The following is a 25,726-nucleotide window of genomic DNA, read 5'->3' on the forward strand; positions in this document are numbered from 1 at the left end:
AATGGCTTTTACCTTGCCCGCCTTGCCTTACGCTTACGATGCCCTGGAACCGCACATCGATGCGCAGACCATGGAGATCCACTACACCAAGCACCACCAGACCTACATCAATAATCTCAACGCCGCGGTCGAAGGCACCGAGTTTGCCGAGTGGTCGGTGGAAAAACTGGTCGCCAGCGTCCAGCAACTGCCGGAAAAACTCCGCGCGGCGGTGATCAATCAGGGCGGCGGCCATGCCAACCATTCGTTGTTCTGGGAAGTGATGGCGCCGCACGGCGGTGGCAAACCGGAAGGTGCGCTGGCCACGGCGATTGATGAGCAACTGGGTGGTCTGGACAGTTTCAAGGAAGCCTTCACCAAAGCCGCGCTGACCCGCTTCGGCAGTGGCTGGGCCTGGTTGAGTGTCACGCCGCAAAAGACCCTGATCGTGGAAAGTAGCGGTAACCAGGACAGCCCGTTGATGAATGGCAATACGCCAATTCTCGGCCTGGATGTCTGGGAGCACGCCTACTACCTGCAATACCAGAACCGCCGTCCGGAATACATCAACGCGTTCTACAACGTCATCAATTGGCCCGAAGTCGCTGCGCGTTATCAGGCTGCGCTGGTTTAAGTCCTCTATAAAAACAATCCAAGGCTGACTATGGGCACTGAAACACTGGCGAGCGGAAGCGGACGAATGTTTCGTTACGCGTTGGGATCGCTGTTGCTGCTGGCGGGCATGACGCTGTTGGTCGCCCATGGGCTGGCGTGGCTCGATCTCGAACCAAAACTGCTGCGCGCGCTGCAGGGCGGGGCGATTTGTGCCTTGGGTACTGCGTTGGGCGCGGTGCCGGTGCTGGTGATTCGGCGGATGCCGCAGGCGGTCAGCGATACGCTGCTCGGTTTCGGTGCCGGGGTCATGCTGGCGGCGACGGCATTTTCGCTGATCGTTCCGGGTATTTCCGCCGCTGAAAGCCTGGGGCTGACGCCTTGGGCGGCCAGCGGCCTGATCAGCTTTGGCATCATGCTCGGCGCGTTCGGGTTGTTTCTGGTGGACCGAAAGGTGTCTGGCGCTTCGCCTGAAATGCTCGTCGGAACGCTGGAGCGGCCGGTCATCCCGCCACGGATCTGGTTGTTTGTGTTTGCCATCATTGCCCACAACATTCCTGAAGGCATGGCCGTCGGCGTCTCGGCCGGTGGTGGAATGCCGGATGCTGACAGCCTGGCCATGGGCATTGCGTTGCAAGATGTACCGGAAGGTCTGGTGATCGCGCTGGTACTGGCAGGGGCGGGTATGTCGCGGGTGAAGGCGTTCCTGATCGGTGCCGCATCAGGTCTGGTCGAGCCGGTCTTCGCCCTGTTGTGCGCCTGGCTGGTAAGCCTGGCCGAATTGCTGTTGCCGTTGGGGTTGGCACTGGCGGCGGGAGCGATGCTGCTGGTGGTTACCCATGAAATCATCCCGGAGTCGCGGCGCAATGGTCACGACAAGCTGGCGAGCCTTGGGTTGCTGATCGGGTTTTGTTTGATGACGGTGATGGATACGGCGTTGGCCTAGGCGAGTGTTTAACCACCTTCGCCGAAGTAGTCATTGATCAAGTCGACCAAAGCCTGCAAGGCCTCGTCAGCCTGCTCACCTTCGGTGCTTAGGTGAATTATCGTTCCCTTGCCGGCGGCGAGCATCATCATGGCCATGATGCTTTTACCGTCTACCATGGCCTCGGGAGTACGTCCGACCCGGATCGTGCAGTCCTTGAACTCACCGGCAACGCCAACGAATTTTGCCGAAGCACGGGCATGCAGGCCCAGCTTGTTGATGATTTCGATTTCCAGAGCAGGCATCGCGATGTGAATCCTTTAGCTGAGGTCGCGGTGGCGAACCTGGACGTTCTTCAGGGATTGTTGCAGGACCTGGCCCAGACGTTCGGTCAGGTAGACGGAGCGGTGATGCCCGCCGGTGCAGCCAATGGCAATGGTGACATAAGCGCGGTTGCTGGCGGCAAAGCGCGGCAACCACTTGAGCAGGTACGTGGAAATATCCTGGAACATCTCTTCGACGTCCGGTTGTGCCGCCAGATACTCGGCCACCGGTTGATCAAGCCCGGACTGATCGCGCAGTTCCGGCTTCCAGTAAGGGTTGGGCAGGCAGCGCACATCGAACACCAGGTCCGCGTCCACCGGCATGCCACGCTTGAACCCGAATGACTCCACCAGGAATGCAGTGCCGGCTTCCGGCTGGTTCAGCAGACGCAGCTTGATGGTATCGCGCAGCTGATACAGGTTCAGGTTGGTGGTGTTGACCTTGAGGTCGGCCAGGTCGGCGATGGGGCCCAGCAACTGGGTCTCGTCCTGAATCGCCTCGGCCAGTGAGCGATTGGCGTTGCTCAGAGGGTGGCGACGACGGGTTTCCGAGAAGCGTTTGAGCAATGTTTCTTCATCGGCGTCCAGATACAGCACATCACATTTGATGTGCCGGCTGCGGACTTCTTCCAGCAGCTCCGGAAACCGCGATAGATGACTCGGCAGGTTGCGCGCATCGATGGATACAGCAACCAGCGGTTGCGCCAGCTCGGTATGAATCAGTGCGCGCTCGGCCAGTTCCGGCAGCAATCCGGCAGGCAGGTTGTCGATGCAGTAGTAGCCGTTGTCCTCGAGAACATCGAGTGCGGTACTTTTACCTGAGCCGGAACGGCCACTGACAATGATCAAGCGCATGATTACTGACCGTTTTGCTCGTCCAGGACAACCTGATACAAGGCTTCATTGCTCGGGGCGCTGCGCAGTTTTTCGCGCACTTCCTTGCGATCGAGCATGCTGGCGATCTGGCGCAGTAGCTCCAGGTGCGCATCGGTGGCGGCTTGCGGGACCAGCAGAACGAACAGCAGGTCAACCGGGGCGCCGTCGATGGCGTCGAAATCGATGGGGGCGTCCAGGTGCATCAAGGCACTGATGGGCGAGTTACAACCCTTGAGACGACAGTGGGGGATGGCGATGCCGTTTCCAAAACCGGTCGAGCCAAGTTTTTCACGGGCGATCAGAGCCTCGAAGACATCTTGCATCTCCAGATCCGGTACTTCTTTATGGATAAGGTTGGCAATTTGCTCGAGGGCTTTCTTTTTACTGCCGCCCGGCACGTTCACAAGAGAACGGCCGGGGGTCAGGATACTTTCAAGTCGGATCATGGGTGGGGAGTGTTAACGACCGGTTGCGCCCTGAAGGACACGCTGGGTCTTTTCCTTATGCTTTTTGAGTTGGCGATCCAGCTTGTCGGTCAACAGATCGATAGCCGCATACATGTCTGAGTGTTCGGCATTGGCGACCGCTTCTCCGCCGGGGAAATGCAACGTGGCTTCGATTTTCTGCAGCAGCTTTTCGACGGTCATCGTGACTTGCACGTTGGTGATCTTGTCGAAGTGCCTCTCTAATCGGTCGAGTTTTTCGCCGATGTAGGCGCGCAGGGGTTCGGTCACTTCCAGTTGGTGTCCACTGATGTTGACTTGCATACAGCTTCTCCTTCGTTGCCAGTGCATAAAGCGGCAGGCAGAAATGCCTGCCACTGGAACGCTGTGGCGTGGCTCTACATCAACCGCTTGCGTTCGCTCGAAGGCGCGATCCCGAGGGATTCGCGGTACTTGGCGACGGTGCGGCGAGCCACCTGAATGCCTTGTGCCTCCAGTAAACCAGCGATCTTGCTGTCACTCAACGGCTTTTTCTGATTTTCCGCGGCAACCAGTTTTTTGATGATCGCGCGGATCGCTGTGGACGAGCATTCACCGCCTTCGGAAGTGCTGACGTGGCTGGAGAAAAAGTATTTCAGTTCATATATGCCCCGAGGGGTATGCATGAATTTCTGCGTGGTCACCCGCGAAATCGTCGACTCATGCATCCCCACCGCTTCGGCGATGTCATGCAGCACCAGCGGTTTCATCGCTTCGTCGCCGTACTCCAGGAAGCCGCGCTGGTGCTCGACAATCTGGGTGGCCACTTTCATCAGTGTTTCGTTGCGGCTTTGCAGGCTCTTGATAAACCAGCGAGCCTCTTGCAACTGATTGCGCATGAAGGTGTTGTCGGCGCTGGTGTCGGCGCGGCGTACAAAACCGGCGTACTGGGCGTTGACCCGCAGCCGTGGCACCGATTCCTGGTTCAGTTCGACCAGCCAGCGCTCGTTATCCTTGCGCACGATCACGTCAGGGACAACGTACTCGGCTTCGCTGGACTCGATCTGCGAGCCCGGACGAGGGTTGAGGCTCTGCACCAGCTCGATCACCTGGCGCAGTTCATCTTCCTTGAGCTTCATGCGGCGCATCAGCTGGCTGTAGTCGCGGCTGCCGAGCAGGTCGATGTAGTCGGTGACCAGACGTTTGGCTTCGGCCAGCCAAGGTGTCTTGGCAGGCAGTTGGCGCAGTTGCAGCAGCAGGCATTCGCCCAGGTTGCGGGCGCCTATGCCGGCCGGTTCGAATTGCTGGATGCGGTGCAGGACGGCTTCGATTTCGTCCAGTTCGATGTCCAGTTCCGGATCGAAGGCCTCGAGAATTTCCTCGAGGGTTTCGTCCAGGTAGCCCTGATTGTTGATGCAGTCGATCAGGGTCACGGCGATCAGGCGATCGGTGTCGGACATCGGTGCCAGGTTCAGTTGCCATAGCAAATGACTTTGCAGGCTTTCGCCGGCCGATGTGCGGGTGGTGAAGTCCCACTCGTCGTCATCGTTGCTCGGCAGGCTGCTGGCACTGGTCTGGTAGACGTCTTCCCACGCGGTATCGACGGGCAGTTCGTTGGGAATGCGCTCGTTCCAGTCACCTTCCTCGAGGTTATCCACCGTCGGGGCGGTTTCCTGGTAGGAGGGTTCCGAAACATCGGCGTTGGGTAGTTGTTCGGCTTTGTCGGCCAAGGGGTCGGCGTTATCGAAGTCGTCGCCTTCTTCCTGGCGTTCGAGCATCGGATTGGACTCCAGGGCCTCCTGGATTTCCTGTTGCAGGTCCAGGGTCGACAATTGGAGCAGGCGGATGGCCTGTTGCAGCTGCGGTGTCATCGTCAGCTGCTGGCCCATTCTCAAGACTAGCGATGGTTTCATGGCAGGGGCTTAACACCTTATTCGCCGGCGCACATGCGCCATCCACTACAGGGCGCCGGAGCGCCAAACATAAGCAAATTATATGCCCGAAACTGCAGCGTTTGCCTAGAGCGCTGTAACAATAAAAAAGTATTGATTTTTTATCGAGACGAGCGCCCGGACAATCAGCCAGACACCTCAGTGCTTAAAGGCGGAACTCATGGCCCAGGTACACTTCCTTGACCAGTTCGTTGGCCAGGATGGTGGCGGAGTCACCTTCGGCGATCAGCTGGCCATCGTTGACGATGTAGGCGGTTTCGCAGATGTCCAGGGTTTCACGGACGTTGTGGTCGGTGATCAGCACGCCAATGCCTTTGGCCTTGAGGTGGTAGATGATCTGTTTGATGTCGCCCACCGAAATCGGGTCCACGCCGGCGAAAGGTTCGTCGAGCAGGATGAATTTCGGGTTGGTGGCCAATGCCCGTGCAATTTCCACGCGGCGGCGTTCGCCACCGGACAGGCTCATGCCGAGGTTGTCGCGGATGTGGCTGATGTGGAATTCCTGCAGCAGGCTTTCCAGCTCCTTGCGACGATCGGCCTTGTCGAGTTCCTTGCGAGTCTCGAGGATGGCCATGATGTTGTCGGCCACCGACAGTTTGCGGAAGATCGACGCTTCTTGCGGAAGATAGCCGATGCCGGCCTTTGCTCGACCGTGCATCGGCTGGTGGCTGACGTCCAGGTCGTCGATCAATACGCGACCCTGATCGGCCTGCACCAGGCCGACGATCATGTAGAAACAGGTGGTCTTGCCGGCGCCGTTAGGGCCCAGCAGGCCGACGATCTGACCGCTGTCGATGGACAGGCTGACGTCACGCACAACCTGGCGGCTCTTGTAGCTCTTGGCCAGATGCTGAGCTTTCAGAGTTGCCATTACGGGGCCTTTTTCTCGTCGGTTTTCGGCTTGGGCTGGATCACCATGTCGATGCGCGGACGCGACTCAGTGACCTTGCTGCCCGTAGCACGCCCGGCGCTCGCAAGCTTTTTCTCGGTGTCGTAGACGATTTTCTCGCCTTGGGTGGTGTTGTTGTCCTTATCGATGACTTTCGCCTTGTCGATCAGCACAACGCGATTCTGCGAGGCGTGGTACTGGATAGTCACCCCCCAACCCTGGACAGGCTTGGTGTCACCGGCAGTTTGCAGTTGCTCGAAGTAGGCGAGGTTGCCCACCGAAGTCACCACGTCGATGTCGCCAGCCGCGGTGCGGGTGATGGTCACGGTGTTGCCGGTGACCTTCATCGAGCCCTGAGTAATGATCACGTCACCCTTATAGGTGGCAACGCCATTCTTGTCGTCCAGTTGGGCGTCGTCGGCCTGAATGCGGATAGGCTGCTCTTGATCGTTCGGCAGAGCCCAGGCGCTCACGCTTCCCAGTGCTGCGCCCAGACTGAGCAAAATAGGGAGAGTTTTAACGAGCCTCATACTGTCCTCTTACGTTCGATAGCAGGTGTATCCTGCTTTCTTTCAAATACGCTTTCATTCCGTTGCCTGTCGATACACCGCCAGCGCCGTCGATTCTAACGGGTTGATCGGTCTGCGCATATTGCTGCTGCGGGAACACTGTCATTCGGGTGGTGGTAATCAGGGTTTTGCGGTTTTTCTCGTCGAAACGCGTGATGCGTACCGAGTCGATCAGCTCGACCTGAGTGCCGTCCGGGTTGACTTCGCCGTGCTCGCTCTGGACGTGCCAGGGAAACTCGGTGCCACGAAACATGTTCAGGTCGGGGTTGGTCAGCAACGTCACCTCGCTCACTTTCAGGTGTTCGACCTTGTCGGACGTCATTTCGTACTGCAATTTGCCGTCCGGCAGATACTGCACGCTGTGGGCGTTGAGGGCGTAATAGTCGATCGCGCTTTCATCGACCTTGACCACCGGTTTGTCGAGGAAGCGTTCCGGGCTGATGTTCCAGTAGCCGACCGCGGCAAACAGCGCCGCAATGCAGCCGAACACCAGGATGTTACGAATCTTTTTGCTCAGCATAATGGGCTCACAGGTACGCGGCGTTGGCCGCATCGAGGCGGCCCTGGGCGCGCAGGATCAATTCACAGAATTCGCGAGCGGCACCCTCGCCACCACGGGCGTGGGTGATGCCATGGGCGTGTTCACGCACGAAGCTGGCGGCGTTTGCTACGGCCATGCCCAGGCCAACACGCCGAATCACCGGCAGGTCCGGCAAGTCGTCGCCCAGATAGGCGACCTGCTCATAGCTTAGGTTGAGCTGAGCCAGAAGTTCGTCGAGCACCACCAGTTTGTCTTCGCGCCCCTGGTAAAGATGAGGAATGCCGAGATTCTTCGCTCGACGTTCGACCACCGGGGTCTTGCGGCCGCTGATGATAGCTGTCTGCACGCCGGCTGCCATCAACATCTTGATGCCTTGGCCGTCGAGGGTGCTGAACGTCTTGAATTCGCTGCCGTCTTCGAGGAAGTACAGGCGCCCGTCGGTCAGCACGCCATCGACGTCGAACACCGCGAGTTTGATCTGTTTGCCGCGTTGCAGCAGGTCCATGCTCATTACATTACTCCCGCACGCAGCAAGTCGTGCATGTTCAAGGCGCCGACCGGGCGGTCTTCGCTGTCGACCACGACCAGTGCGTTGATCTTGTGGTCTTCCATGATTTTCAGGGCTTCGGCGGCGAGCATCTCGGCGCGAGCGGTTTTGCCGTGCGCGGTCATGACCTGATCGATGGTGGCGCTGTGGATATCGATGCTGCGGTCCAGTGTGCGGCGCAAATCACCGTCGGTGAAGATTCCGGCCAGTTTGCCGTCGGCTTCCAGGATCACGGTCATGCCCAGGCCCTTGCGGGTCATTTCCATCAGCGCGTCCTTGAGCAGCGTGCCGCGCTGAACCTGCGGCAGCTCTTGACCAGCGTGCATGACGTTTTCGACTTTCAGCAGCAGGCGTCGGCCCAGCGCTCCGCCTGGATGGGAAAAGGCGAAATCTTCAGCGGTAAAGCCGCGGGCTTCCAGCAGTGCAACGGCCAGGGCATCGCCCATGACCAGCGCGGCGGTGGTCGACGAGGTCGGTGCCAGGTTCAGCGGGCAGGCTTCGTGCTCGACGTGGACGTTGAGATTGACCTCGGCAGCCTTGGCCAGCGCCGAGTCCGGATTGCCGGTCATGCTGATCAATTTGATGCCCAGACGCTTGATCAGGGGCAGCAGGGTGACGATTTCATTGGTGGAGCCGGAGTTCGACAGGGCCAGGATGATGTCGTCGCGAGTGATCATGCCCATGTCGCCGTGACTGGCTTCGGCCGGGTGCACAAAAAACGCCGTGGTGCCGGTGCTGGCCAGGGTGGCGGCGATCTTGTTGCCGATGTGCCCCGATTTGCCCATGCCGACCACGACCACGCGGCCTTTGCTGTCCAGAATCATCTCGCAAGCGCGTACGAAATCTGCGTCGATATGGGGCAGCAAGCCTTGGACGGCTTCCAGTTCGAGGCGGATGGTGCGTTGTGCAGATTGAATCAGGTCGCTGGATTGGCTCATGTCAGAAATCGTATAGCCTGATGAAAAGGCGGCGATTATAGCGGTAATGATCAAAACCCTCACGCAAGTTCGTCGCGCTTTGTCATTCCCTGTTACCTAATCCCCTCCGGACGAGGCTTTTTGCCTGTCATGTTGCTGAACATGGGCCGGCTTGGGCCTTGGGCGCTTGGCCTTTGCAGTGATATAGTTCGCCGCCAGTTCGGCCTGCCCGGGGAGGTATGTGCTTTCGTCAGGAAGCCAGGCGTCCGAGTGTGAGGCTGCATCGCAAGGAGTTTAGATGAGTGCCGATAACGCCTACGCGGTCGAGCTGAAGGGACTGTCCTTCAAGCGCGGTGCGCGCAGCATTTTCAATAACGTCGATATCCGTATCCCGCGCGGCAAGGTCACCGGCATCATGGGGCCTTCCGGGTGTGGCAAGACCACGCTGTTGCGGTTGATGGGCGCACAGTTGCGGCCCACCAAGGGCGAGGTCTGGGTCAATGGCCAGAACCTGCCGAAGCTGTCGCGCAGCGATTTGTTCGATGCGCGCAAGCACATGGGCGTGCTGTTCCAGAGCGGCGCGCTGTTTACCGACCTCGATGTGTTCGAGAACGTCGCCTTTCCGCTGCGCGTTCATACCGAGCTGCCGGAAGAAATGATCCGAGACATCGTCCTGCTCAAATTGCAGGCCGTGGGCTTGCGTGGCGCCATCGACCTGATGCCCGACGAACTGTCCGGTGGCATGAAGCGCCGTGTCGCGCTGGCGCGGGCGATTGCCCTCGATCCGCAGATCCTCATGTATGACGAACCCTTCGTCGGCCAGGACCCAATCGCCATGGGCGTGTTGGTGCGCTTGATCCGTTTGCTCAACGATGCGCTGGGCATCACCAGTATCGTGGTCTCCCATGATCTGGCCGAGACCGCCAGCATTGCCGATTACATTTATGTGGTGGGCGACGGGCAAGTGTTGGGGCAGGGCACTCCCGAGGAGCTGATGAACTCGCAGGAACCGCGTATTCGTCAATTCATGACCGGCGATCCCGACGGTCCGGTCGCATACCACTTTCCAGCGACGGATTACCGCGCAGATCTTCTGGGGAAGCGTTGATGCGCAAGATTTCACTATTGGAACGCGTGCGTCGATTCGGCCATGCCGGCATCGATGTGCTGGCGGTGTTCGGGCGTTCGGCGATTTTCCTGTTTCACGCCTTGCTCGGCCGCGGTGGTATCGGCGGCGGTTTTGGCCTGCTGATCAAGCAACTGCATTCGGTGGGCGTAATGTCCCTGGTGATCATTGTGGTCTCCGGGGTGTTCATCGGCATGGTGCTGGCGCTGCAAGGCTTCAACATTCTGTCCAGCTACGGTTCGGAGCAGGCGGTCGGGCAGATGGTTGCGCTGACGCTGTTGCGTGAACTCGGCCCCGTGGTCACGGCATTGCTGTTCGCCGGTCGCGCAGGTTCGGCGTTGACCGCCGAAATCGGCAACATGAAGTCCACCGAACAGTTGTCCAGTCTGGAAATGATTGGCGTCGACCCGCTCAAGTACATCATTGCTCCGCGCCTGTGGGCCGGCTTCATTTCCCTGCCGGTGCTGGCGATGATTTTCAGCGTGGTGGGTATCTGGGGCGGTTCGTGGGTGGCCGTCGACTGGCTGGGTGTCTATGAAGGTTCCTACTGGTCCAACATGCAGAACAGCGTGACTTTTGCTGACGATGTGCTCAACGGCATCATCAAAAGCATCGTTTTCGCCTTCGTCGTGACCTGGATCGCCGTATTCCAAGGCTATGACTGCGAGCCCACTTCCGAGGGGATCAGTCGTGCCACTACCAAGACCGTGGTGTATGCCTCTTTGGCTGTACTCGGCCTGGACTTTATTCTGACCGCCTTGATGTTTGGAGATTTCTGATGCAAAACCGCACCCTGGAAATTGGTGTCGGCCTTTTCTTGCTGGCTGGCATCCTGGCTTTGCTGTTGCTGGCGTTGCGGGTGAGTGGCCTGTCCCCGAGTGCAACCACCGATACTTATAAAACTTATGCGTATTTCGACAATATCGCTGGTTTGACTGTCAGAGCTAAAGTGACCATGGCCGGTGTGACCATCGGCAAGGTTACGGCGATCGATCTGGACCGCGACAGTTTCACCGGTCGAGTGACCATGCAGCTGGAAAAGCGCGTAGATAACCTGCCGACTGACTCCACTGCATCTATCCTGACCGCTGGCCTGTTGGGCGAGAAGTACATCGGTATCAGCGTGGGCGGGGAAGAAACCTTGCTCAAGGATGGTTCAACCATCCACGACACCCAGTCGTCGCTGGTGCTCGAGGACCTGATCGGTAAATTTCTGCTCAATACCGTTAGCAAAGACGCCAAATGAGGAGCTTTTGAATGATCTCTACCTTGCGACGTGGCCTGTTGGTATTACTCTCGGCCCTGCCGCTGATGGCTAACGCCGTGGCAGCGCCCTCAGCGCACGAAATCGTGCAGGACACCACCACTCGGTTGCTGGCCGACCTGGCGGCCAACAAAGAGAAGTACAAGCAGGACCCGCAAGACTTTTACACGGCGCTGAACACCATCGTCGGGCCGGTCGTGGATGCCGAGGGCATTTCCAAAAGCATCATGACGGTCAAGTACTCACGCAAAGCCACGCCTGCGCAGATGAAAACCTTTGAAGAAAACTTCAAAAAGGGTCTGTTCCAGTTCTATGGCAACGCCTTGCTCGAGTTCAACAACCAGGGCATCACCGTCGACCCTGCCAAGGATGAGTCGGGAGACCGTACCAGCGTTGCCATGACGGTCAAAGGCACCAACGGCTCGATCTATCCCGTGTCGTACACACTCGAGAAGATCAGTGGCGAGTGGAAACTGCGTAATGTGATCATCAACGGTATCAACATCGGCAAGCTGTTCCGCGATCAGTTCGCTGACGCGATGCAGCGCAATGGCAATGACCTGGACAAGACCATCAACGGTTGGGCCGGGGAAGTCGCCAAGGCCAAGGAAAAAACTGCAGACGCCACCGAGAAGTCGATCCAATGAGTGTGTCGGCCATTCGCATGAGCGATTCCGGCGAACTGCGGCTTAGCGGCATGCTGGATTACCGCACCGGCCCTGGTCTGCGCAAGCAGGGGCAGGCGTTGATCAAGTCCAGCCAGGCTGCCGAAGTGGTGGTCGATTGTTCGGCAGTGTTGAAGTCCAGCAGCGTGGGCTTGTCCCTGCTGCTGTGTTTCATGCGCGATGCACAGGCGGCCGGCAAGGCGCTGACCATCCGCGGGATGCCAGAAGACATGCGCGAAATCGCTCAGGTCAGTGAATTGACCGAGCTGTTGGCGCATCCCTAACCGCATCTATAAAGAAGCCCCCCGTCAGAGTCCTGCTTCGCGGGGTTCGCAGGCGCGGGGCTTTTTTGTATGATGTCCGACCCGCGCGCACAGGGCGCCGATTGAGGTTGAGCATGCAGGCCGTAGAAGTGAAGAGCTTCCTTGAAGGAAAGCTGCCCGGAACGCACGTAGAAGTTGAGGGCGAAGGCTGCAACTTTCAGCTGAACGTGATTAGCGATGAACTGGCGGCGTTGAGCCCGGTGAAGCGTCAGCAGCAGATCTATGCCCATTTGAACCCATGGATCACCGATGGCAGCATCCATGCGGTCACTATGAAATTTTTCAGCAGCGCGGCCTGGGCCGAGCGCACCTGAGCCCAAGGGCGTCGAGATTCTTATGGATAAATTGATTATTACTGGCGGCGTTCGTCTTGATGGCGAAATCCGCATCTCCGGGGCAAAGAACTCTGCCCTGCCGATCCTGGCTGCAACCCTGCTGTGCGATGGCCCGGTAACCGTTGCCAACCTGCCGCACCTGCACGACATCACCACCATGATCGAGCTGTTCGGTCGCATGGGTATCGAGCCGGTGATCGACGAGAAGCTCAGCGTCGAAATCGACCCGCGCACCATCAAGACCCTGATCGCACCGTACGAACTGGTGAAAACCATGCGTGCGTCGATCCTGGTGCTGGGCCCGATGGTTGCCCGCTTCGGTGAAGCCGAAGTCGCACTGCCTGGCGGTTGCGCCATCGGCTCGCGTCCGGTTGACCTGCACATCCGCGGTCTCGAAGCCATGGGCGCGGTCATCGACGTCGAAGGCGGCTACATCAAGGCCAAGGCGCCAGAAGGCGGCTTGCGCGGTGCGCACTTCTTCTTCGACACCGTCAGCGTAACCGGTACCGAAAACATCATGATGGCCGCCGCTCTGGCCAAGGGCCGCAGCGTTCTGGCCAACGCCGCGCGCGAGCCTGAAGTCGTCGACCTGGCGAACTTCCTGATCGCCATGGGTGCCAAGATTACTGGCGCCGGCACCGACACCATCACCATCGATGGCGTTGAGCGTCTGCACCCGACCACTTACAAAGTGATGCCGGACCGTATCGAAACCGGAACTTACCTGGTCGCCGCTGCCGTGACCGGCGGTCGTGTGAAGGTCAAGGACACCGATCCGACGATCCTCGAAGCCGTTCTGGAAAAGCTCCGCGAGTCGGGTGCTGAAATCACCTGCGGCGAAGACTGGATCGAGCTGAACATGCACGGCAAGCGGCCAAAAGCCGTCAACGTGCGGACTGCTCCGTACCCGGCGTTCCCGACGGACATGCAAGCGCAGTTCATCTCCCTCAACGCCATTGCCGAAGGCACGGGCGCAGTGATCGAGACGATCTTCGAAAACCGCTTCATGCACGTTTACGAACTGCACCGCATGGGCGCTCACATTCAGGTCGAGGGCAACACGGCCATCGTCACCGGCATCGAGAAACTCAAGGGCGCGCCAGTCATGGCCACCGACCTGCGTGCCTCGGCCAGCCTGGTGATCTCGGCGCTGATCGCCGAAGGCGACACCCTGATCGACCGCATCTACCACATCGACCGTGGTTACGAGTGCATCGAAGAGAAACTGCAGATGCTCGGCGCCAAGATCCGCCGCGTACCGGGTTAGTTTCTGCTGTATGGGCACAGGGACGTGCCCGTTGGTTTCGTTTCAAGTCGAGGGTGTCTTTTCATTATTGAGAAAGCCCTCGAAGTGTGTCCGGCGCCGTTTGCGACCGGGCATCAGTAGCCTGATAAGGACTGACGTTTCCCATGTTGACCATCGCACTGTCCAAGGGCCGCATCCTTGACGACACCCTGCCGCTTCTGGCTGAAGCGGGCATTGTGCCGACCGAGAATCCGGACAAGAGCCGCAAGCTGATCATCCCCACGACTCAGGCCGACGTACGTCTGCTGATCGTGCGCGCCACCGATGTGCCGACCTACGTCGAGCATGGTGCCGCGGACCTGGGCGTCGCCGGTAAAGATGTGCTGATGGAATATGGTGGCCAGGGTCTGTACGAACCGCTGGACTTGCGAATTGCCCTCTGCAAGCTGATGACCGCCGGCCGTGTCGGCGACGTCGAGCCCAAGGGCCGTCTGCGCGTTGCGACCAAGTTCGTCAACGTTGCCAAGCGTTACTACGCCGAGCAGGGCCGTCAGGTCGACATTATCAAGCTTTACGGCTCGATGGAGCTGGCGCCGCTGATCGGTCTGGCGGACAAGATCATCGACGTGGTCGACACCGGTAACACCTTGCGTGCCAATGGCCTGGAACCCCAGGATTTCATTGCCGACATCAGCTCCCGGCTGATCGTCAACAAAGCTTCGATGAAAATGCAGCACGCCCGTATCCAGGCGTTGATCGACACCCTGCGCAAGGCAGTGGAGTCTCGACACCGCGGCTGATTCACCCGCGCGATGTTAAGTCGCGCCCGTCTATCCGCCTCATAGCCAGAATTCTCAGGTGCCCAAGCGGAAACGACTGCTAAGTTAGGGCGCCTGAGTTTTTTGCCAATCCTATGAGGCTCTCGCTATGACCGCACCGACTGCAATTCGCCGACTCAACGCTGCTGACCCGGATTTCGCGCATCATCTGGATCATCTGCTGAGCTGGGAAAGTGTGTCTGACGACTCGGTCAATCAGCGAGTGCTCGACATCATCAAAGCCGTGCGCGAGCGTGGCGATGCGGCGCTGGTGGACTTCACCCGGCAATTCGACGGTCTGGACGTTGCGTCCATGGCCGATCTGATCCTGCCGCGCGAACGCCTGGAACTGGCCCTCACCCGGATCACCGTACCTCAGCGCGAAGCGCTGGAAAAAGCCGCAACTCGTGTGCGCAGCTACCACGAAAAACAGAAGCAGGATTCCTGGAGCTACACCGAAGCCGACGGCACGGTGCTGGGCCAGAAGGTCACGCCGCTGGATCGCGCCGGCTTGTATGTACCGGGCGGCAAGGCGTCGTACCCGTCGTCGGTGCTGATGAACGCGATTCCGGCCAAGGTCGCCGGTGTGACCGAAGTGGTCATGGTGGTGCCTACCCCGCGCGGTGAAATCAATGAACTGGTGCTGGCCGCGGCCTGCATCGCCGGAGTCGACCGCGTCTTCACCATTGGCGGCGCACAAGCGGTTGCCGCGTTGGCTTACGGCACCGAAAGCGTACCGAAAGTCGACAAGGTGGTTGGCCCGGGCAACATCTACGTGGCTACCGCCAAGCGCCATGTGTTCGGCCAGGTCGGCATCGACATGATCGCGGGTCCCTCCGAGATCCTCGTGGTGTGCGACGGCCATACCGATCCGGACTGGATCGCCATGGACCTGTTCTCCCAGGCCGAGCACGACGAAGACGCCCAGGCGATTCTGGTCAGCCCGGACGCCGAGTTCCTCGACAAGGTCGCCGCCAGCATCGCCAAACTGCTGCCGACCATGGAACGCGCCGAGATCATCGAAACCTCGATCAATGGCCGTGGCGCGCTGATCCAGGTTCGCGACATGGAGCAAGCCATCGAAGTAGCCAACCGCATTGCGCCGGAGCACCTGGAGTTGTCGGTCGCCGATCCGCAAGCCTGGCTGCCGCTGATCCGTCACGCAGGCGCGATCTTCATGGGCCGTCACACCTCCGAAGCCTTGGGCGATTACTGCGCAGGTCCCAACCACGTACTGCCGACCTCCGGCACCGCGCGGTTCTCTTCGCCGCTGGGTGTGTACGACTTCCAGAAACGCTCGTCGATCATCTTCTGCTCCGAGCAGGGTGCGTCCGAACTGGGCAAAACCGCTTCCGTGCTGGCCCGTGGCGAGTCGCTGACCGCCCACGCCCGTAGCGCCGAATACCGCATCGTTGACGAGCTCTTTAATGAAGGGCAGGGGAACTGAGATGAGTAAATTCTGGAGCCCGTTCGTCAAGGATCTGGTGCCTTACGTACCGGGCGAGCAGCCGAAGCTGGCGAAGCTGGTGAAGCTCAACACCAACGAAAACCCATACGGCCCATCGCCAAAAGCCTTGGCGGCGATGCAAACCGAATTGAACGACAACTTGCGTCTGTACCCGGACCCGAACAGCGACGTGCTCAAGCAAGCCGTTGCCAAGTATTACGGCGTGCAGGGCAATCAGGTGTTCCTCGGCAACGGTTCCGATGAAGTCCTGGCGCACATTTTTCATGGTTTGCTGCAACATGATCAGCCGCTGCTGTTCCCGGACATCAGCTACAGCTTCTATCCGGTCTACTGCGGGTTGTATGGCATCAAGTTCGACGCGGTGCCGCTGGACGAGCAGTTCCAGATCAACCCGGCGGACTACGCCAAGCCGAACGGCGGGATCATCTTCCCGAACCCGAACGCGCCAACCGGTTGCCTGCTGGCACTCGACGCAGTGGAGCAAATCCTCAAGGCCAGCCCGGATTCGGTGGTCGTGGTGGATGAGGCCTACATCGACTTTGGCGGCGAGACGGCGATCAGTCTCGTGGACCGTTATCCGAACCTGCTGGTGACTCAGACCTTGTCCAAGTCCCGTTCGCTGGCTGGGCTGCGAGTTGGATTGGCGGTTGGGCATCCCGACTTGATCGAGGCGCTGGAGCGGATCAAGAACAGCTTCAACTCCTATCCGCTGGATCGTCTGGCGAATGTCGGGGCTGCGGCGGCGTTCGAGGATCGCGAGTACTTCGACAAGACCTGCCGGTTGGTCATCGAGCATCGTGAGTGGGTTGTTGCGCAACTGGAAGGGAAGGGCTTTGAAGTGCTGCCTTCGGCGGCGAACTTCATTTTCGCTCGTCATCCGAAACATGACGCGGCGGGATTGGCTGCGAAGCTGCGTGAGCAGGGAGTGATCGTTCGGCACTTCAAGCAGGAGCGGATCGCGCAGTTCTTGCGGATTTCCATCGGTACACCTGAACAGAATCAGGCGTTGATTGATGGGCTCGGCGACCTGTAACCGTTTATACGGCTTGCTCCCGTCTTCGCGTGAAGGCGGGAGTAAGGTTGCCAGTATTGTTGTTTTTGCAGGATCTATAGTTGCGAAGGACTACTTACTATAGGTGTTAGTCACATCAAATGTACCCTTGAATATTGATCCGTCCGTGTAGGTGTATTCAATACTACCTTTCGCATTTGTCGTAGAATGTGCTTTTGAATTTGAAAATCTAATTGTAAGCGTTCCTGCTCTTGCTTCTGTTTGGACACCATTATTGCTTTTCGTCGTGGAGAAAGAAGCTCCGGTGAAGTCTTCCGGATATGTTTTGGTATATGTGGTATCGGCTACTAGTCCTCCGGGAAAGCTAAAGGAAAAAGCGACGCCGCTTTCCTCAAATCGTATGATTCCCCCATTTTTACCGCCGGTATGAAGCATATAAGTATTGGCGTTAAACTTCCGCCCGTACTGGTCTTGACCCGACATGCTGCCACTGGCAGTAGCGTTATATTCTAAAGGTGAAAATTCGGACGGTTGCATTATTAGCTCCTCGATTAACTAGTAGAAAGGCAATGTGCAGGAGATGAAAGTAGTGACATTGTTTGCTGGCGACTACTGTCAGAAATGACAGTTGTTTAGTTTGTTTTGGAATGTGCTTCGGTGAAATTTTTATTTTCAGTTATAGGGCTTTCGTCATTCGCACTGACTATTGCGTTCAAATTTTTGAAGCAGGTGCAAATGACTAAGCCTCTGGAGCACTATTTACAATCGCGTTACGCACCCATTACTCGTGGTGCGGCTCGCCAAGAAACGTCAAAGAGCTAAACACCCCGTGCGTCGCCACATCCGGATTGCCCTTCAGCACAATCTCCATCTGCGCCGAAATCACATTCAACCCCTCATTACGCACCACCACCTGCGCCCGGCCTTCCTTATCCGTCTCGGTACTCAACGTATTCGGCGCGCTGCGATAGTCGCCAGTCAATTTCACCCCCGCCGCCGGTTTCCCATCCAGAAGCACCCGCACTGGCAGCAACTTGCCCGGCCCGACCGTCAGCGGATCAACCTCCGGAAGAATCAACAGTTTCATCTGATCAAGCTTCGGCAACTTCGCCCCGGGCTGATAAATCGCCAGACTGTATTTGAAGGTCTGCGTCGACTCGATGGCCCCCGGCACTTTGCTGCGGCCCTCGTTTATCCATTTTTTATCCGCCGTCTGCGACCACATGCCGTTGTCCAGTGCCACCGCCATCACGGCGGGCGGCTTCAGCGGTTGCAGGCGTGCGTGATCGGCCAGGCGCTGCACGGTCACCGGGATCATTTTGCCGTTGGCGTCATACGCCCAGGCGCCGCTGATTTTCTGTGCCTTGAAGGCGTTGTCTTCGGCACCATGGCCGTAAATCACTTCGATGTTGCCGCGCCGTTGTTCGGTCCAGAGGCCATGGGCCGAGACCTGGCCGGTAAACAACAGGCCGAGCAGCAGGCTGAGCAGTGCGGGTTTGAGGTGTTGCATGAGAACTTCCTTTTACAGATTGAGTGTGAGGCTGACGGTGAAATTGCGCGGTTCGCCGGGGTTGACCCAGTAATTGCTGTACGAGCGCTCGTAGTATTTCTCGTCGAATAGGTTGTTCAGGTTCAGGCCGACAGTGACGTTTTCACTGGCCTTGTAATGCGCCAGCAAGTCGACGGTGTGGTAGGCCGGCAGCTCGAAATCGCTGCCGGATTCGCCCGAGCGATCACCGACGTAAGTGAACGCCGCGCCGACATCGGAGCCGCGCAACTGGCCATTCTGAAGTTCATAAACGCCCAGCAGACTGCCGCTGCGTTTGGCGACGCCGAGGATTCGGCTGCCGGTGGGGATCACCTTGTCGCCCTCGGTGACCTTCGCGTCGATGTAGGCGAAGGCACCGATTACCCGCACGGCGTCGGTCACTTGCCCGGTGACTTGCAGGTCGAAACCCTGGCTGCGGGCCTTGCCCATGGCGCGGCTGGTGTCCGTGCCCGGGTCGAGTGCGAGGACATTTTCCTTTTCGATATGAAAGGCGGCGAGGGTGGTACTCAAACGGTCGTCGAACAGCTCGCTCTTGATTCCGACTTCGTAACCGATACCTTCTTCCGGGTCGAAGGATTTGCCGCCAGCGTCCAGACCGTTGTTCGGTTTGAACGAGGTGGAGGCGTTGGCGAACAGCCCGACTTCGGGTGTGAGCTGATAGAGCAGGCCGGCCCGCTGGGTCAACGCGTCGTGGCTCTGGCGGCTGGTGGCGCCGCGGCTGTGATCGTCGATGCTTTGCTCAAAGTGTTCGAAACGTGCACCGAGCATGCCGCGCAATTTTTCGGTGAAGACGATCTGATCCTGCAGGTTCAGTGCCTGGCTTTCGACGTGTTCAAAAAGGTCAGTGCCGGAACGCGCGCCGTTGGGTTTCGGCTGACCGTAGATTGGGTGATAAATGTCGATGGCGTAGGGGCCGCCGGCAATGGTCGTGACCCGTTCGTTTTTGCGGAAGTTCTCGTACTCGGTGCCAATCAGCAGTTCGTGCTGCCAGCTACCGAGGTCGAACAGACCGCGCAATTCGAGTTGGGTGATGCTGTCGTGCCAATCTGTATCGCGCTCGCGATAACGTCGATTGAGCGTGTGGCCGTCGGCGTTCAGCGGGCGATTTTCGGAGGCGTAGCCCCAGAGTTTGCCTTCCTTGTAGTGGCTGGCCAGGCGCAGTTTCCAGCTGTCGTTGAGATGGTGTTCGAGCGTGGCTTGCAGCAGGTTGTTGTGGTTATCGATGTTGCCATCGTTGGGTTCGCCTAGGAAAGTCGAGCGAGAAACGCCGCTCCATTCATTGTTAGGCGCGACGATGCCGCGATCGAACGTGGAGCTGTGACGGACGAACTCGCTTTCCACCAAGAGGCTGGTGTCCGGGTTCAGTTGCCAGCTGAAGGAGGGTGCGACGAACACTCGCTGGCTGTTCACATGATCGCGAAAGCTGTGGTTGTCTTCGACGGCCACGTTGATTCGAGACAGCACGTTGGCGTCGTCATCCAGCGGCGTGTTGACGTCCAGCGCGGTGCGATAACGGTCCCAACTGCCAGCGCTGGTCTGCAGAGTGGTGAAGGCTTCGGGTTGGGGTTTCTTGGTGACGATATTGACCGTGCCACCCGGATCGCCTCGTCCGTAGAGGCTGGCGGCGGGTCCTTTGAGCACTTCGATGCGCTCGATGTTGGCCACGTCCGGCGTACTCGGGTAACCACGGTTGGCACTGAAGCCATCCTTGTAGAACTCCGACGTAGTGAAGCCGCGCACGCTGTATTCGTAAAGTGTCAGGCCGCCGAAGTTGTTCTGCTTCGACACGCCGCCGGCAAAATCCAGGGCACGCTCGACGCTGGTGCTGCCCAGGTCGTTGAGCACGCTGACAGGGATGACGCTGATGGATTGTGGGATATCGCGAATGGCGGTGTCAGTTTTGGTTGCGCTGGAAGAACGCGTAGCGCGGTAGCCCTTGACCGGGCCGATGGGTGATTCGTAGTCGGAGGTGACGCTGATGGCGTCCAGTTCAAGGGTGCCGGACTCTTCGGCGAAGACCGGATCCCCCAGCAGGCCGAGGGCAAGACTTGCCACGAAAGCCATTGTTCGAGACGACATGTTATGTTGTTCCAATAGAGACATTGAAACAATATAACATGCCTAATGAGAATGTCTTCTATTAGCCCGAGAGCCTCGGGCTAGCGTCAGTTTTCTTCTTTCTCTTTAACCGGCGCCGGTGGCGGACGCAGGCCGATTTCAGCCGTGAGTTTCAGCTCCTTGCCGTTGCGCATCACCTGAATCGTGACCTTGTCGGTCGGTTTGATCCGCGCGACCTGGTTCATCGAACGACGACCATCGCCGGCCGGTTCGCCGTCGATGCTGAGAATAACGTCACCCAGTTGCAGGCCGGCCTTCTGCGCCGGACCGTCACGGAAAATCCCCGCGACCACAATGCCCGGGCGCCCCGACAGACCAAACGATTCCGCCAGTTCCTGGGTCAACGGCTGCACTTCAATGCCCAGCCAACCGCGAATCACCTGGCCGTGTTCGATGATCGACTTCATCACTTCCATGGCCAGTTTGACCGGGATCGCAAAACCGATGCCTTGCGAGCCGCCAGACTTGGAGAAGATCGCCGTATTGATGCCGGTCAGGTTGCCGTTGGCATCCACCAGCGCACCGCCGGAGTTGCCGGGGTTGATTGCGGCGTCGGTCTGGATGAAGTCTTCGTAGTTGTTCAGCCCCAACTGGTTACGCCCGGTGGCGCTGATGATGCCCATGGTCACGGTCTGGCCGACGCCGAACGGGTTGCCGATGGCCAGGGCGACGTCGCCGATACGGATGTTGTCGGAGCGGCCGACGGTGATCGACGGCAGGTTTTTCAGATCGATCTTAAGGACGGCGAGGTCGGTTTCCGGGTCGCTGCCGATCACGCGGGCCAGGGTTTCGCGGCCATCCTTGAGCGCGACCACAATTTGGTCGGCGCCGCTGGTGACGTGGTTGTTGGTCAGCAAGTAGCCTTCCGGGCTCATGATCACGCCCGAACCCAGGCTCGACTCCATGCGCTTCTGCTTGGGCGAGTTGTCGCCGAAGAAGCGGCGGAACTGCGGGTCTTCGAACAATGGATGGTTTGGTTTGTTGATGACTTTGGTGGTGTACAGGTTCACCACCGACGGCGCAGCTATGGTCACTGCGTCGGCATAGGACACCGGACCCTGTTGCGCGGTGGTGCTTTGCGGCGCTTGCTGCAGGTTGACGTCGAGACTCGGCAGCCCGACCCACTCCGGAAAACGCTGGATGATCAGTAAAGCGATAAGCACGCCGGCCAACAACGGCCAGCCGGAAAAACGCAGCGCCTTGAGCATTAAGCACGTCCTGAAAGGTTGCAGGCGGTATGAGACCGCCCATAATGTCGCGCATTATACGAGGCGCAGCTCGCCTCTGAACGGGATATTTAGGAGTCTTTTATGGCCGTCGCCTTGAGTACCCTGGTCGAAGAAGCCGACCGTTACCTTAACAGTGCCAGGATTGCCGATTACTGCCCCAACGGCTTGCAGGTCGAAGGCCGGCCGCAGGTGATGCGCATCGTCAGTGGCGTCACCGCCAGCCAGGCATTGCTGGACGCCGCCGTCGAAGCCCAGGCCGATCTGGTGCTGGTGCACCACGGCTATTTCTGGAAGGGCGAGAACCCGTGCATCACCGGCATGAAGCAGCGCCGGTTGAAAACCCTGCTCAAGCACGACATCAGCCTGCTGTCCTATCACTTGCCACTGGATCTGCACCCGGACGTCGGCAACAACGTGCAGTTGGCGCGTCAGCTCGACATCACGGTCGAAGGCCCGCTGGATCCGGACAACCTCAAAGTGGTCGGCCTGGTCGGCTCGTTGAACGAACCGATGACGCCCCGTGATTTCGCCCGTCGTGTGCAGGAAGTCATGGGGCGCGAGCCCCTGCTGATTGAAGGCAGCGAGATGATTCGCCGCGTGGGCTGGTGCACCGGTGGCGGCCAGGGCTACATCGATCAAGCGGTGCTGGCCGGTGTCGATCTGTACCTCAGCGGCGAAGCGTCCGAGCAGACCTTCCACAGCGCTCGGGAAAACGACATCAGCTTCATCGCCGCCGGCCATCACGCCACCGAGCGTTATGGTGTGCAGGCATTGGGTGATTACCTGGCGCGGCGGTTTGCCGTTGAGCACATCTTCATCGATTGCCCGAATCCGATTTGATAACGGATTCGCGTGACATCCCCAATCCTGTAGGAGCGAGGCTTGCCCGCGAAGAACGATAACGCGGTGTGTCAGGTAGTCCGCGTTATCGTTCTTCGCGGGCAAGCCTCGCTCCTACAAGGTCCGTGCAACCCAAACGAGGGGGTATATTCATATACCCTTTCGATCTAGCCCGCGTCCTGATTAGAAGAGGTCGCTGTGCTAGGATTCCTCGCTCGAACACGGCCCGCTGGCCGTCCATAAGATCGTTTTCGTGAGTAGCCATGGTCGACAAACTGACGCATCTGAAACAGCTGGAGGCCGAAAGCATCCACATCATCCGCGAGGTCGCCGCCGAGTTCGATAACCCGGTGATGCTGTACTCCGTCGGTAAAGACTCCGCCGTGATGCTGCACCTTGCGCGCAAGGCATTCTTCCCCGGCAAATTGCCGTTCCCGGTGATGCACGTCGACACCCGGTGGAAGTTCAAGGAAATGTACGCGTTCCGCGACCGCATGGTCGAAGAACTCGGCCTGGACCTGATCGTGCACGTGAACCCCGATGGCGTTGCGCAGGGCATCAACCCGCTGACCCACGGCAGTGCCAAGCACACCGACATCATGAAAACCGAAGGCCTCAAACAAGCCCTCGACAAGTACGGTTTCGACGCCGCTTTCGGGGGCGCTCGCCGCGACGAAGAGAAGTCCCGCGCCAAAGAGCGCGTGTATTCCTTCCGCGACACCAAGCACCGCTGGGACCCGAAAAACCAGCGTCCCGAGTTGTGGAACGTCTACAACGGCAAGGTCAACAAGGGCGAATCGATCCGCGTATTCCCTTTGTCGAACTGGACCGAGCTGGACATCTGGCAGTACATCTACCTCGAAGGCATCCCGATCGTGCCGCTGTATTTCGCCGCCGAGCGCGACGTCATCGAGATGAATGGCACCTGGATCATGATCGACGACGAACGCCTGCTCAATCACCTGAGCGACGAAGACAAGGCGCGCATCGTCAAGAAGAAAGTCCGTTTCCGCACACTGGGTGACTACCCGCTGACCGGTGCGGTCGAATCCGAGGCCATCAGCCTGACCGACATCATTCAGGAAATGCTCCTGACGCGAACTTCCGAACGCCAGGGCCGAGTCATCGATCACGATGGCGCCGGCTCGATGGAAGAAAAGAAACGTCAGGGTTATTTCTAAGGGGTTGTCATGTCGCACGTATCTGATTTGATCAGCGAGGACATCCTCGCCTACCTGGGCCAGCACGAACGCAAGGAAATGCTGCGCTTTCTGACCTGTGGCAACGTCGACGACGGCAAGAGCACCCTGATCGGGCGCCTGCTGCACGACTCCAAAATGATCTACGAAGATCACCTGGAAGCCATTACCCGCGATTCGAAAAAAGTCGGCACCACCGGCGATGACATCGACCTGGCATTGCTGGTCGACGGCCTGCAGGCCGAGCGGGAGCAGGGCATCACCATCGATGTCGCTTACCGCTACTTTTCCACCTCCAAGCGTAAATTCATCATCGCCGACACCCCCGGCCATGAGCAGTACACCCGCAACATGGCCACCGGTGCGTCCACCTGTGACCTGGCGATCATCCTGGTCGACGCCCGTTACGGCGTGCAGACCCAGACCCGTCGCCACAGCTTCATTGCCTCGTTGCTGGGCATCAAGCACATCGTTGTCGCCATCAACAAGATGGACCTCAACGGCTTCGACGAAACAGTCTTCGAGTCGATCAAGGCCGATTACCTGAAGTTCGCCGAAGGTATCGCGTTCAAACCGACCACCATGGCCTTCGTGCCGATGTCGGCGCTGAAGGGCGACAACGTGGTGAACAAGTCCGAGCGCTCGCCGTGGTACACCGGCCAGTCGCTGATGGAAATTCTTGAAACCGTCGAAATTGCCAGCGACCGCAACTACAGCGACCTGCGTTTCCCGGTGCAGTACGTCAACCGTCCGAACCTGAACTTCCGTGGTTTCGCCGGTACTTTGGCCAGCGGCGTCGTGCACAAGGGAGATGAAGTCGTTGTGCTGCCGTCGGGCAAGAGCAGCCGGGTGAAATCCATTGTCACCTTCGAAGGTGAGCTGGAACACGCCGGTCCTGGTCAAGCGGTGACGCTGACCATGGAAGACGAGATCGACATCTCTCGCGGCGACTTGCTGGTGCACGCCGACAACCTGCCGCAAGTGACCGACGCTTTCGACGCCATGCTGGTGTGGATGGCCGAAGAACCGATGCTGCCGGGCAAGAAATACGACATCAAGCGCGCCACGAGTTACGTGCCGGGTTCGATCACCAGCATCGTCAACCGCGTTGACGTGAACACCCTGGAAGAGGGTCCTGCCAGCTCGTTGCAACTGAACGAGATCGGTCGGGTCAAGGTCAGCCTAGACGCCGCGATCGCGCTGGACGGTTACGCGAGCAACCGCACCACCGGTTCGTTCATCGTCATCGACCGTTTGACCAACGGCACCGTCGCCGCCGGCATGATCATCGCCCAGCCGTTGGCGCATGGAAGCAGCACGCACCACGGCAAACTCGCGCACGTTGCCACCGAAGAACGCGCCCAGCGTTTCGGCCAGCAGCCGGCCACCGTGTTGTTCAGCGGCTTGTCGGGCGCGGGCAAAAGCACGCTGGCCTACGCGGTTGAACGCAAGCTGTTCGACATGGGCCGTGCGGTGTTTGTACTCGATGGTCAGAACCTGCGTCACGACCTGAACAAAGGTCTGCCACAGGACCGCGCCGGGCGTACCGAGAACTGGCGCCGTGCCGCGCACGTTGCGCGTCAGTTCAACGAAGCTGGTCTGGTGACGTTGGCTGCGTTTGTTGCGCCGAGTGCTGAAGGGCGTGAGCAGGCCAAGGACTTGATCGGCAAAGAGCGTCTGCTGACGGTCTACGTCCAGGCCTCGCCGACGGTCTGTGCCGAGCGTGATCCGCAAGGTCTGTACGCGGCGGCCGGGGACAACATTCCGGGCGATTCCTTCCCGTACGACGTGCCGCTGGACGCCGACCTCGTGGTCGACACCCAGTCGCTGTCACTGGAAGAAAGCGTCAAGCAAGTGCTGGATCTGCTGCGCAAGCGTGGCGCGATCTAAGCGTTAGCCGTTAATAAAAAACCCGCCGATGAGTGATCATCGGCGGGTTTTTTGTGTCCGGGAAAATGCCTTCGCGGGCAAGCCTCGCTCCT

Annotated in this window: 29 protein-coding genes; 15 read left to right on the forward strand and 14 right to left on the reverse strand. The window is 58.9% G+C overall.

The features are described from left to right. Position 1 precedes the first annotated feature (1 nt). Both ACYZTM_RS20025 and ACYZTM_RS20030 read left to right on the forward strand, forming a co-directional pair. Positions 2–613: a superoxide dismutase gene (locus ACYZTM_RS20025; RefSeq protein ID WP_461984243.1), complete on the forward strand. Its 612-nt coding sequence runs from the start codon at positions 2–4 to the stop codon at positions 611–613. Between the two features lie 30 nt (positions 614–643). Further along, entirely contained in the window at positions 644–1,537 is an 894-nt protein-coding gene (locus ACYZTM_RS20030; RefSeq protein WP_461984244.1) for a ZIP family metal transporter, read from the forward strand. Between the two features lie 8 nt (positions 1,538–1,545). Here ACYZTM_RS20030 and ACYZTM_RS20035 read toward each other — a convergent pair whose 3' ends face one another. From ACYZTM_RS20035 to ACYZTM_RS20080, 10 genes are all read right to left on the reverse strand, one after another. Next, positions 1,546–1,821, reverse strand: a complete 276-nt coding sequence (locus ACYZTM_RS20035) for an HPr family phosphocarrier protein (protein ID WP_131061212.1) — start codon at positions 1,819–1,821, stop codon at positions 1,546–1,548. Between the two features lie 15 nt (positions 1,822–1,836). Continuing rightward, complete coding sequence (gene rapZ, locus ACYZTM_RS20040) at positions 1,837–2,694, reverse strand: RNase adapter RapZ (RefSeq protein WP_131061211.1); 858 nt, start codon at positions 2,692–2,694, stop codon at positions 1,837–1,839. A 2-nt stretch (positions 2,695–2,696) separates the two neighbouring features. Continuing rightward, positions 2,697–3,161, reverse strand: coding sequence for a PTS IIA-like nitrogen regulatory protein PtsN (gene ptsN / locus ACYZTM_RS20045; RefSeq protein ID WP_131061210.1), 465 nt, complete (start codon positions 3,159–3,161; stop codon positions 2,697–2,699). A gap of 12 nt (positions 3,162–3,173) precedes the next feature. Next, on the reverse strand, positions 3,174–3,482 hold the full coding sequence (gene hpf, locus ACYZTM_RS20050; protein WP_131061209.1) for a ribosome hibernation-promoting factor, HPF/YfiA family: 309 nt from the start codon (positions 3,480–3,482) through the stop codon (positions 3,174–3,176). Between the two features lie 74 nt (positions 3,483–3,556). Continuing rightward, positions 3,557–5,050, reverse strand: coding sequence for an RNA polymerase factor sigma-54 (locus ACYZTM_RS20055; RefSeq protein ID WP_131061208.1), 1,494 nt, complete (start codon positions 5,048–5,050; stop codon positions 3,557–3,559). A gap of 184 nt (positions 5,051–5,234) precedes the next feature. After that, on the reverse strand, positions 5,235–5,960 hold the full coding sequence (lptB, locus tag ACYZTM_RS20060; protein ID WP_109627985.1) for an LPS export ABC transporter ATP-binding protein: 726 nt from the start codon (positions 5,958–5,960) through the stop codon (positions 5,235–5,237). Then, positions 5,960–6,508: a lipopolysaccharide transport periplasmic protein LptA gene (gene lptA, locus ACYZTM_RS20065; protein ID WP_131061207.1), complete on the reverse strand. Its 549-nt coding sequence runs from the start codon at positions 6,506–6,508 to the stop codon at positions 5,960–5,962. The genes lptB and lptA overlap by 1 nt, the downstream gene beginning before the upstream one ends. After that, the gene (gene lptC, locus ACYZTM_RS20070; protein WP_131061206.1) at positions 6,495–7,067 is read right to left on the reverse strand and encodes an LPS export ABC transporter periplasmic protein LptC; all 573 of its coding nucleotides are present in this window, start codon (positions 7,065–7,067) and stop codon (positions 6,495–6,497) included. The genes lptA and lptC overlap by 14 nt, the downstream gene beginning before the upstream one ends. A 7-nt stretch (positions 7,068–7,074) precedes the next feature. Further along, a complete protein-coding gene (locus ACYZTM_RS20075) occupies positions 7,075–7,599 on the reverse strand; it encodes a KdsC family phosphatase (RefSeq protein WP_461984250.1) in 525 nt (174 codons plus the stop codon). Continuing rightward, positions 7,599–8,573 (reverse strand): KpsF/GutQ family sugar-phosphate isomerase, encoded by a 975-nt coding sequence (locus ACYZTM_RS20080; RefSeq protein ID WP_131061204.1) that lies wholly within the window; start codon positions 8,571–8,573, stop codon positions 7,599–7,601. Before ACYZTM_RS20080 ends, ACYZTM_RS20075 begins: the two co-directional genes overlap by 1 nt. A 277-nt stretch (positions 8,574–8,850) precedes the next feature. Here ACYZTM_RS20080 and ACYZTM_RS20085 point away from each other — a divergent pair, with 277 nt between their 5' ends. The 10 genes from ACYZTM_RS20085 to hisC all read left to right on the forward strand — a co-directional run bounded on the left by ACYZTM_RS20085 (position 8,851) and on the right by hisC (position 16,830). Continuing rightward, positions 8,851–9,660 carry an ATP-binding cassette domain-containing protein gene (locus ACYZTM_RS20085; protein WP_131061203.1) on the forward strand — a complete coding sequence of 270 codons (810 nt, stop codon included), beginning with the start codon at positions 8,851–8,853 and terminating at the stop codon, positions 9,658–9,660. Continuing rightward, on the forward strand, positions 9,660–10,457 hold the full coding sequence (gene mlaE / locus ACYZTM_RS20090; RefSeq protein WP_131061202.1) for a lipid asymmetry maintenance ABC transporter permease subunit MlaE: 798 nt from the start codon (positions 9,660–9,662) through the stop codon (positions 10,455–10,457). Before ACYZTM_RS20085 ends, mlaE begins: the two co-directional genes overlap by 1 nt. Then, entirely contained in the window at positions 10,457–10,924 is a 468-nt protein-coding gene (gene mlaD / locus ACYZTM_RS20095; RefSeq protein WP_131061201.1) for an outer membrane lipid asymmetry maintenance protein MlaD, read from the forward strand. The genes mlaE and mlaD overlap by 1 nt, the downstream gene beginning before the upstream one ends. Positions 10,925–10,935: 11 nt before the next feature. Next, on the forward strand, positions 10,936–11,589 hold the full coding sequence (locus tag ACYZTM_RS20100) for an MlaC/ttg2D family ABC transporter substrate-binding protein (RefSeq protein WP_131061200.1): 654 nt from the start codon (positions 10,936–10,938) through the stop codon (positions 11,587–11,589). After that, positions 11,586–11,891 (forward strand): STAS domain-containing protein, encoded by a 306-nt coding sequence (locus tag ACYZTM_RS20105; RefSeq protein WP_461984256.1) that lies wholly within the window; start codon positions 11,586–11,588, stop codon positions 11,889–11,891. The genes ACYZTM_RS20100 and ACYZTM_RS20105 overlap by 4 nt, the downstream gene beginning before the upstream one ends. Positions 11,892–12,004: 113 nt before the next feature. Next, the gene (locus ACYZTM_RS20110; RefSeq protein WP_131061198.1) at positions 12,005–12,244 is read left to right on the forward strand and encodes a BolA family protein; all 240 of its coding nucleotides are present in this window, start codon (positions 12,005–12,007) and stop codon (positions 12,242–12,244) included. A gap of 22 nt (positions 12,245–12,266) precedes the next feature. After that, complete coding sequence (gene murA, locus ACYZTM_RS20115) at positions 12,267–13,532, forward strand: UDP-N-acetylglucosamine 1-carboxyvinyltransferase (protein WP_131061197.1); 1,266 nt, start codon at positions 12,267–12,269, stop codon at positions 13,530–13,532. 143 nt (positions 13,533–13,675) lie between these two features. Continuing rightward, positions 13,676–14,311: an ATP phosphoribosyltransferase gene (gene hisG, locus ACYZTM_RS20120; protein WP_007901570.1), complete on the forward strand. Its 636-nt coding sequence runs from the start codon at positions 13,676–13,678 to the stop codon at positions 14,309–14,311. A gap of 127 nt (positions 14,312–14,438) precedes the next feature. Next, positions 14,439–15,776, forward strand: a complete 1,338-nt coding sequence (gene hisD, locus ACYZTM_RS20125) for a histidinol dehydrogenase (RefSeq protein WP_461984259.1) — start codon at positions 14,439–14,441, stop codon at positions 15,774–15,776. A 1-nt stretch (position 15,777) separates the two neighbouring features. Then, positions 15,778–16,830: a histidinol-phosphate transaminase gene (gene hisC, locus ACYZTM_RS20130; protein ID WP_131061195.1), complete on the forward strand. Its 1,053-nt coding sequence runs from the start codon at positions 15,778–15,780 to the stop codon at positions 16,828–16,830. 90 nt (positions 16,831–16,920) lie between these two features. On the opposite strand, the gene ACYZTM_RS20135 is transcribed toward hisC, so the two are convergent. From ACYZTM_RS20135 to algW, 4 genes are all read right to left on the reverse strand, one after another. After that, complete coding sequence (locus ACYZTM_RS20135) at positions 16,921–17,346, reverse strand: hypothetical protein (protein ID WP_461984263.1); 426 nt, start codon at positions 17,344–17,346, stop codon at positions 16,921–16,923. Between the two features lie 244 nt (positions 17,347–17,590). Beyond that, positions 17,591–18,319, reverse strand: coding sequence for a DUF4198 domain-containing protein (locus ACYZTM_RS20140; RefSeq protein WP_461984266.1), 729 nt, complete (start codon positions 18,317–18,319; stop codon positions 17,591–17,593). Between the two features lie 12 nt (positions 18,320–18,331). Next, complete coding sequence (locus ACYZTM_RS20145; RefSeq protein WP_461984268.1) at positions 18,332–20,437, reverse strand: TonB-dependent siderophore receptor; 2,106 nt, start codon at positions 20,435–20,437, stop codon at positions 18,332–18,334. An 86-nt stretch (positions 20,438–20,523) separates the two neighbouring features. Then, on the reverse strand, positions 20,524–21,684 hold the full coding sequence (gene algW / locus ACYZTM_RS20150; RefSeq protein WP_131061192.1) for a Do family serine endopeptidase AlgW: 1,161 nt from the start codon (positions 21,682–21,684) through the stop codon (positions 20,524–20,526). Positions 21,685–21,786: 102 nt separating this feature from the next. Between algW and ACYZTM_RS20155 the strand changes: the two genes are divergently transcribed. From ACYZTM_RS20155 to cysN, 3 genes are all read left to right on the forward strand, one after another. Beyond that, positions 21,787–22,545, forward strand: a complete 759-nt coding sequence (locus ACYZTM_RS20155; RefSeq protein ID WP_131061191.1) for a Nif3-like dinuclear metal center hexameric protein — start codon at positions 21,787–21,789, stop codon at positions 22,543–22,545. A gap of 263 nt (positions 22,546–22,808) precedes the next feature. Then, positions 22,809–23,726, forward strand: a complete 918-nt coding sequence (gene cysD, locus ACYZTM_RS20160) for a sulfate adenylyltransferase subunit CysD (RefSeq protein WP_283182974.1) — start codon at positions 22,809–22,811, stop codon at positions 23,724–23,726. A 9-nt stretch (positions 23,727–23,735) separates the two neighbouring features. Continuing rightward, positions 23,736–25,634 (forward strand): sulfate adenylyltransferase subunit CysN, encoded by a 1,899-nt coding sequence (gene cysN, locus ACYZTM_RS20165; RefSeq protein ID WP_131061188.1) that lies wholly within the window; start codon positions 23,736–23,738, stop codon positions 25,632–25,634. The last annotated feature ends 92 nt before the right edge of the window (positions 25,635–25,726 follow it).

Source organism: Pseudomonas sp. MDT2-39-1, from assembly GCF_054898085.1.

What these genes read in the sequence shown, in the direction of transcription:
- lptA (WP_131061207.1), bottom strand. Translation starts at nt 6,508, where the DNA reads ATGAGGCTCGTTAAAACTCTCCCTATTTTGCTCAGTCTGGGCGCAGCA.
- lptC (WP_131061206.1), bottom strand. Translation starts at nt 7,067, where the DNA reads ATGCTGAGCAAAAAGATTCGTAACATCCTGGTGTTCGGCTGCATTGCG.
- ACYZTM_RS20075 (WP_461984250.1), bottom strand. Translation starts at nt 7,599, where the DNA reads ATGAGCATGGACCTGCTGCAACGCGGCAAACAGATCAAACTCGCGGTG.
- algW (WP_131061192.1), bottom strand. Translation starts at nt 21,684, where the DNA reads ATGCTCAAGGCGCTGCGTTTTTCCGGCTGGCCGTTGTTGGCCGGCGTG.
- cysD (WP_283182974.1), top strand. Translation starts at nt 22,809, where the DNA reads ATGGTCGACAAACTGACGCATCTGAAACAGCTGGAGGCCGAAAGCATC.
- ACYZTM_RS20055 (WP_131061208.1), bottom strand. Translation starts at nt 5,050, where the DNA reads ATGAAACCATCGCTAGTCTTGAGAATGGGCCAGCAGCTGACGATGACA.
- hisG (WP_007901570.1), top strand. Translation starts at nt 13,676, where the DNA reads ATGTTGACCATCGCACTGTCCAAGGGCCGCATCCTTGACGACACCCTG.
- murA (WP_131061197.1), top strand. Translation starts at nt 12,267, where the DNA reads ATGGATAAATTGATTATTACTGGCGGCGTTCGTCTTGATGGCGAAATC.
- hisC (WP_131061195.1), top strand. Translation starts at nt 15,778, where the DNA reads ATGAGTAAATTCTGGAGCCCGTTCGTCAAGGATCTGGTGCCTTACGTA.
- ACYZTM_RS20145 (WP_461984268.1), bottom strand. Translation starts at nt 20,437, where the DNA reads ATGTCGTCTCGAACAATGGCTTTCGTGGCAAGTCTTGCCCTCGGCCTG.
- ACYZTM_RS20085 (WP_131061203.1), top strand. Translation starts at nt 8,851, where the DNA reads ATGAGTGCCGATAACGCCTACGCGGTCGAGCTGAAGGGACTGTCCTTC.
- mlaE (WP_131061202.1), top strand. Translation starts at nt 9,660, where the DNA reads ATGCGCAAGATTTCACTATTGGAACGCGTGCGTCGATTCGGCCATGCC.
- ACYZTM_RS20110 (WP_131061198.1), top strand. Translation starts at nt 12,005, where the DNA reads ATGCAGGCCGTAGAAGTGAAGAGCTTCCTTGAAGGAAAGCTGCCCGGA.
- ACYZTM_RS20105 (WP_461984256.1), top strand. Translation starts at nt 11,586, where the DNA reads ATGAGTGTGTCGGCCATTCGCATGAGCGATTCCGGCGAACTGCGGCTT.
- ACYZTM_RS20080 (WP_131061204.1), bottom strand. Translation starts at nt 8,573, where the DNA reads ATGAGCCAATCCAGCGACCTGATTCAATCTGCACAACGCACCATCCGC.
- ACYZTM_RS20025 (WP_461984243.1), top strand. Translation starts at nt 2, where the DNA reads ATGGCTTTTACCTTGCCCGCCTTGCCTTACGCTTACGATGCCCTGGAA.
- ACYZTM_RS20030 (WP_461984244.1), top strand. Translation starts at nt 644, where the DNA reads ATGGGCACTGAAACACTGGCGAGCGGAAGCGGACGAATGTTTCGTTAC.
- hpf (WP_131061209.1), bottom strand. Translation starts at nt 3,482, where the DNA reads ATGCAAGTCAACATCAGTGGACACCAACTGGAAGTGACCGAACCCCTG.
- ACYZTM_RS20140 (WP_461984266.1), bottom strand. Translation starts at nt 18,319, where the DNA reads ATGCAACACCTCAAACCCGCACTGCTCAGCCTGCTGCTCGGCCTGTTG.
- mlaD (WP_131061201.1), top strand. Translation starts at nt 10,457, where the DNA reads ATGCAAAACCGCACCCTGGAAATTGGTGTCGGCCTTTTCTTGCTGGCT.
- lptB (WP_109627985.1), bottom strand. Translation starts at nt 5,960, where the DNA reads ATGGCAACTCTGAAAGCTCAGCATCTGGCCAAGAGCTACAAGAGCCGC.
- ptsN (WP_131061210.1), bottom strand. Translation starts at nt 3,161, where the DNA reads ATGATCCGACTTGAAAGTATCCTGACCCCCGGCCGTTCTCTTGTGAAC.
- cysN (WP_131061188.1), top strand. Translation starts at nt 23,736, where the DNA reads ATGTCGCACGTATCTGATTTGATCAGCGAGGACATCCTCGCCTACCTG.
- ACYZTM_RS20035 (WP_131061212.1), bottom strand. Translation starts at nt 1,821, where the DNA reads ATGCCTGCTCTGGAAATCGAAATCATCAACAAGCTGGGCCTGCATGCC.
- rapZ (WP_131061211.1), bottom strand. Translation starts at nt 2,694, where the DNA reads ATGCGCTTGATCATTGTCAGTGGCCGTTCCGGCTCAGGTAAAAGTACC.
- hisD (WP_461984259.1), top strand. Translation starts at nt 14,439, where the DNA reads ATGACCGCACCGACTGCAATTCGCCGACTCAACGCTGCTGACCCGGAT.
- ACYZTM_RS20100 (WP_131061200.1), top strand. Translation starts at nt 10,936, where the DNA reads ATGATCTCTACCTTGCGACGTGGCCTGTTGGTATTACTCTCGGCCCTG.
- ACYZTM_RS20155 (WP_131061191.1), top strand. Translation starts at nt 21,787, where the DNA reads ATGGCCGTCGCCTTGAGTACCCTGGTCGAAGAAGCCGACCGTTACCTT.
- ACYZTM_RS20135 (WP_461984263.1), bottom strand. Translation starts at nt 17,346, where the DNA reads ATGCAACCGTCCGAATTTTCACCTTTAGAATATAACGCTACTGCCAGT.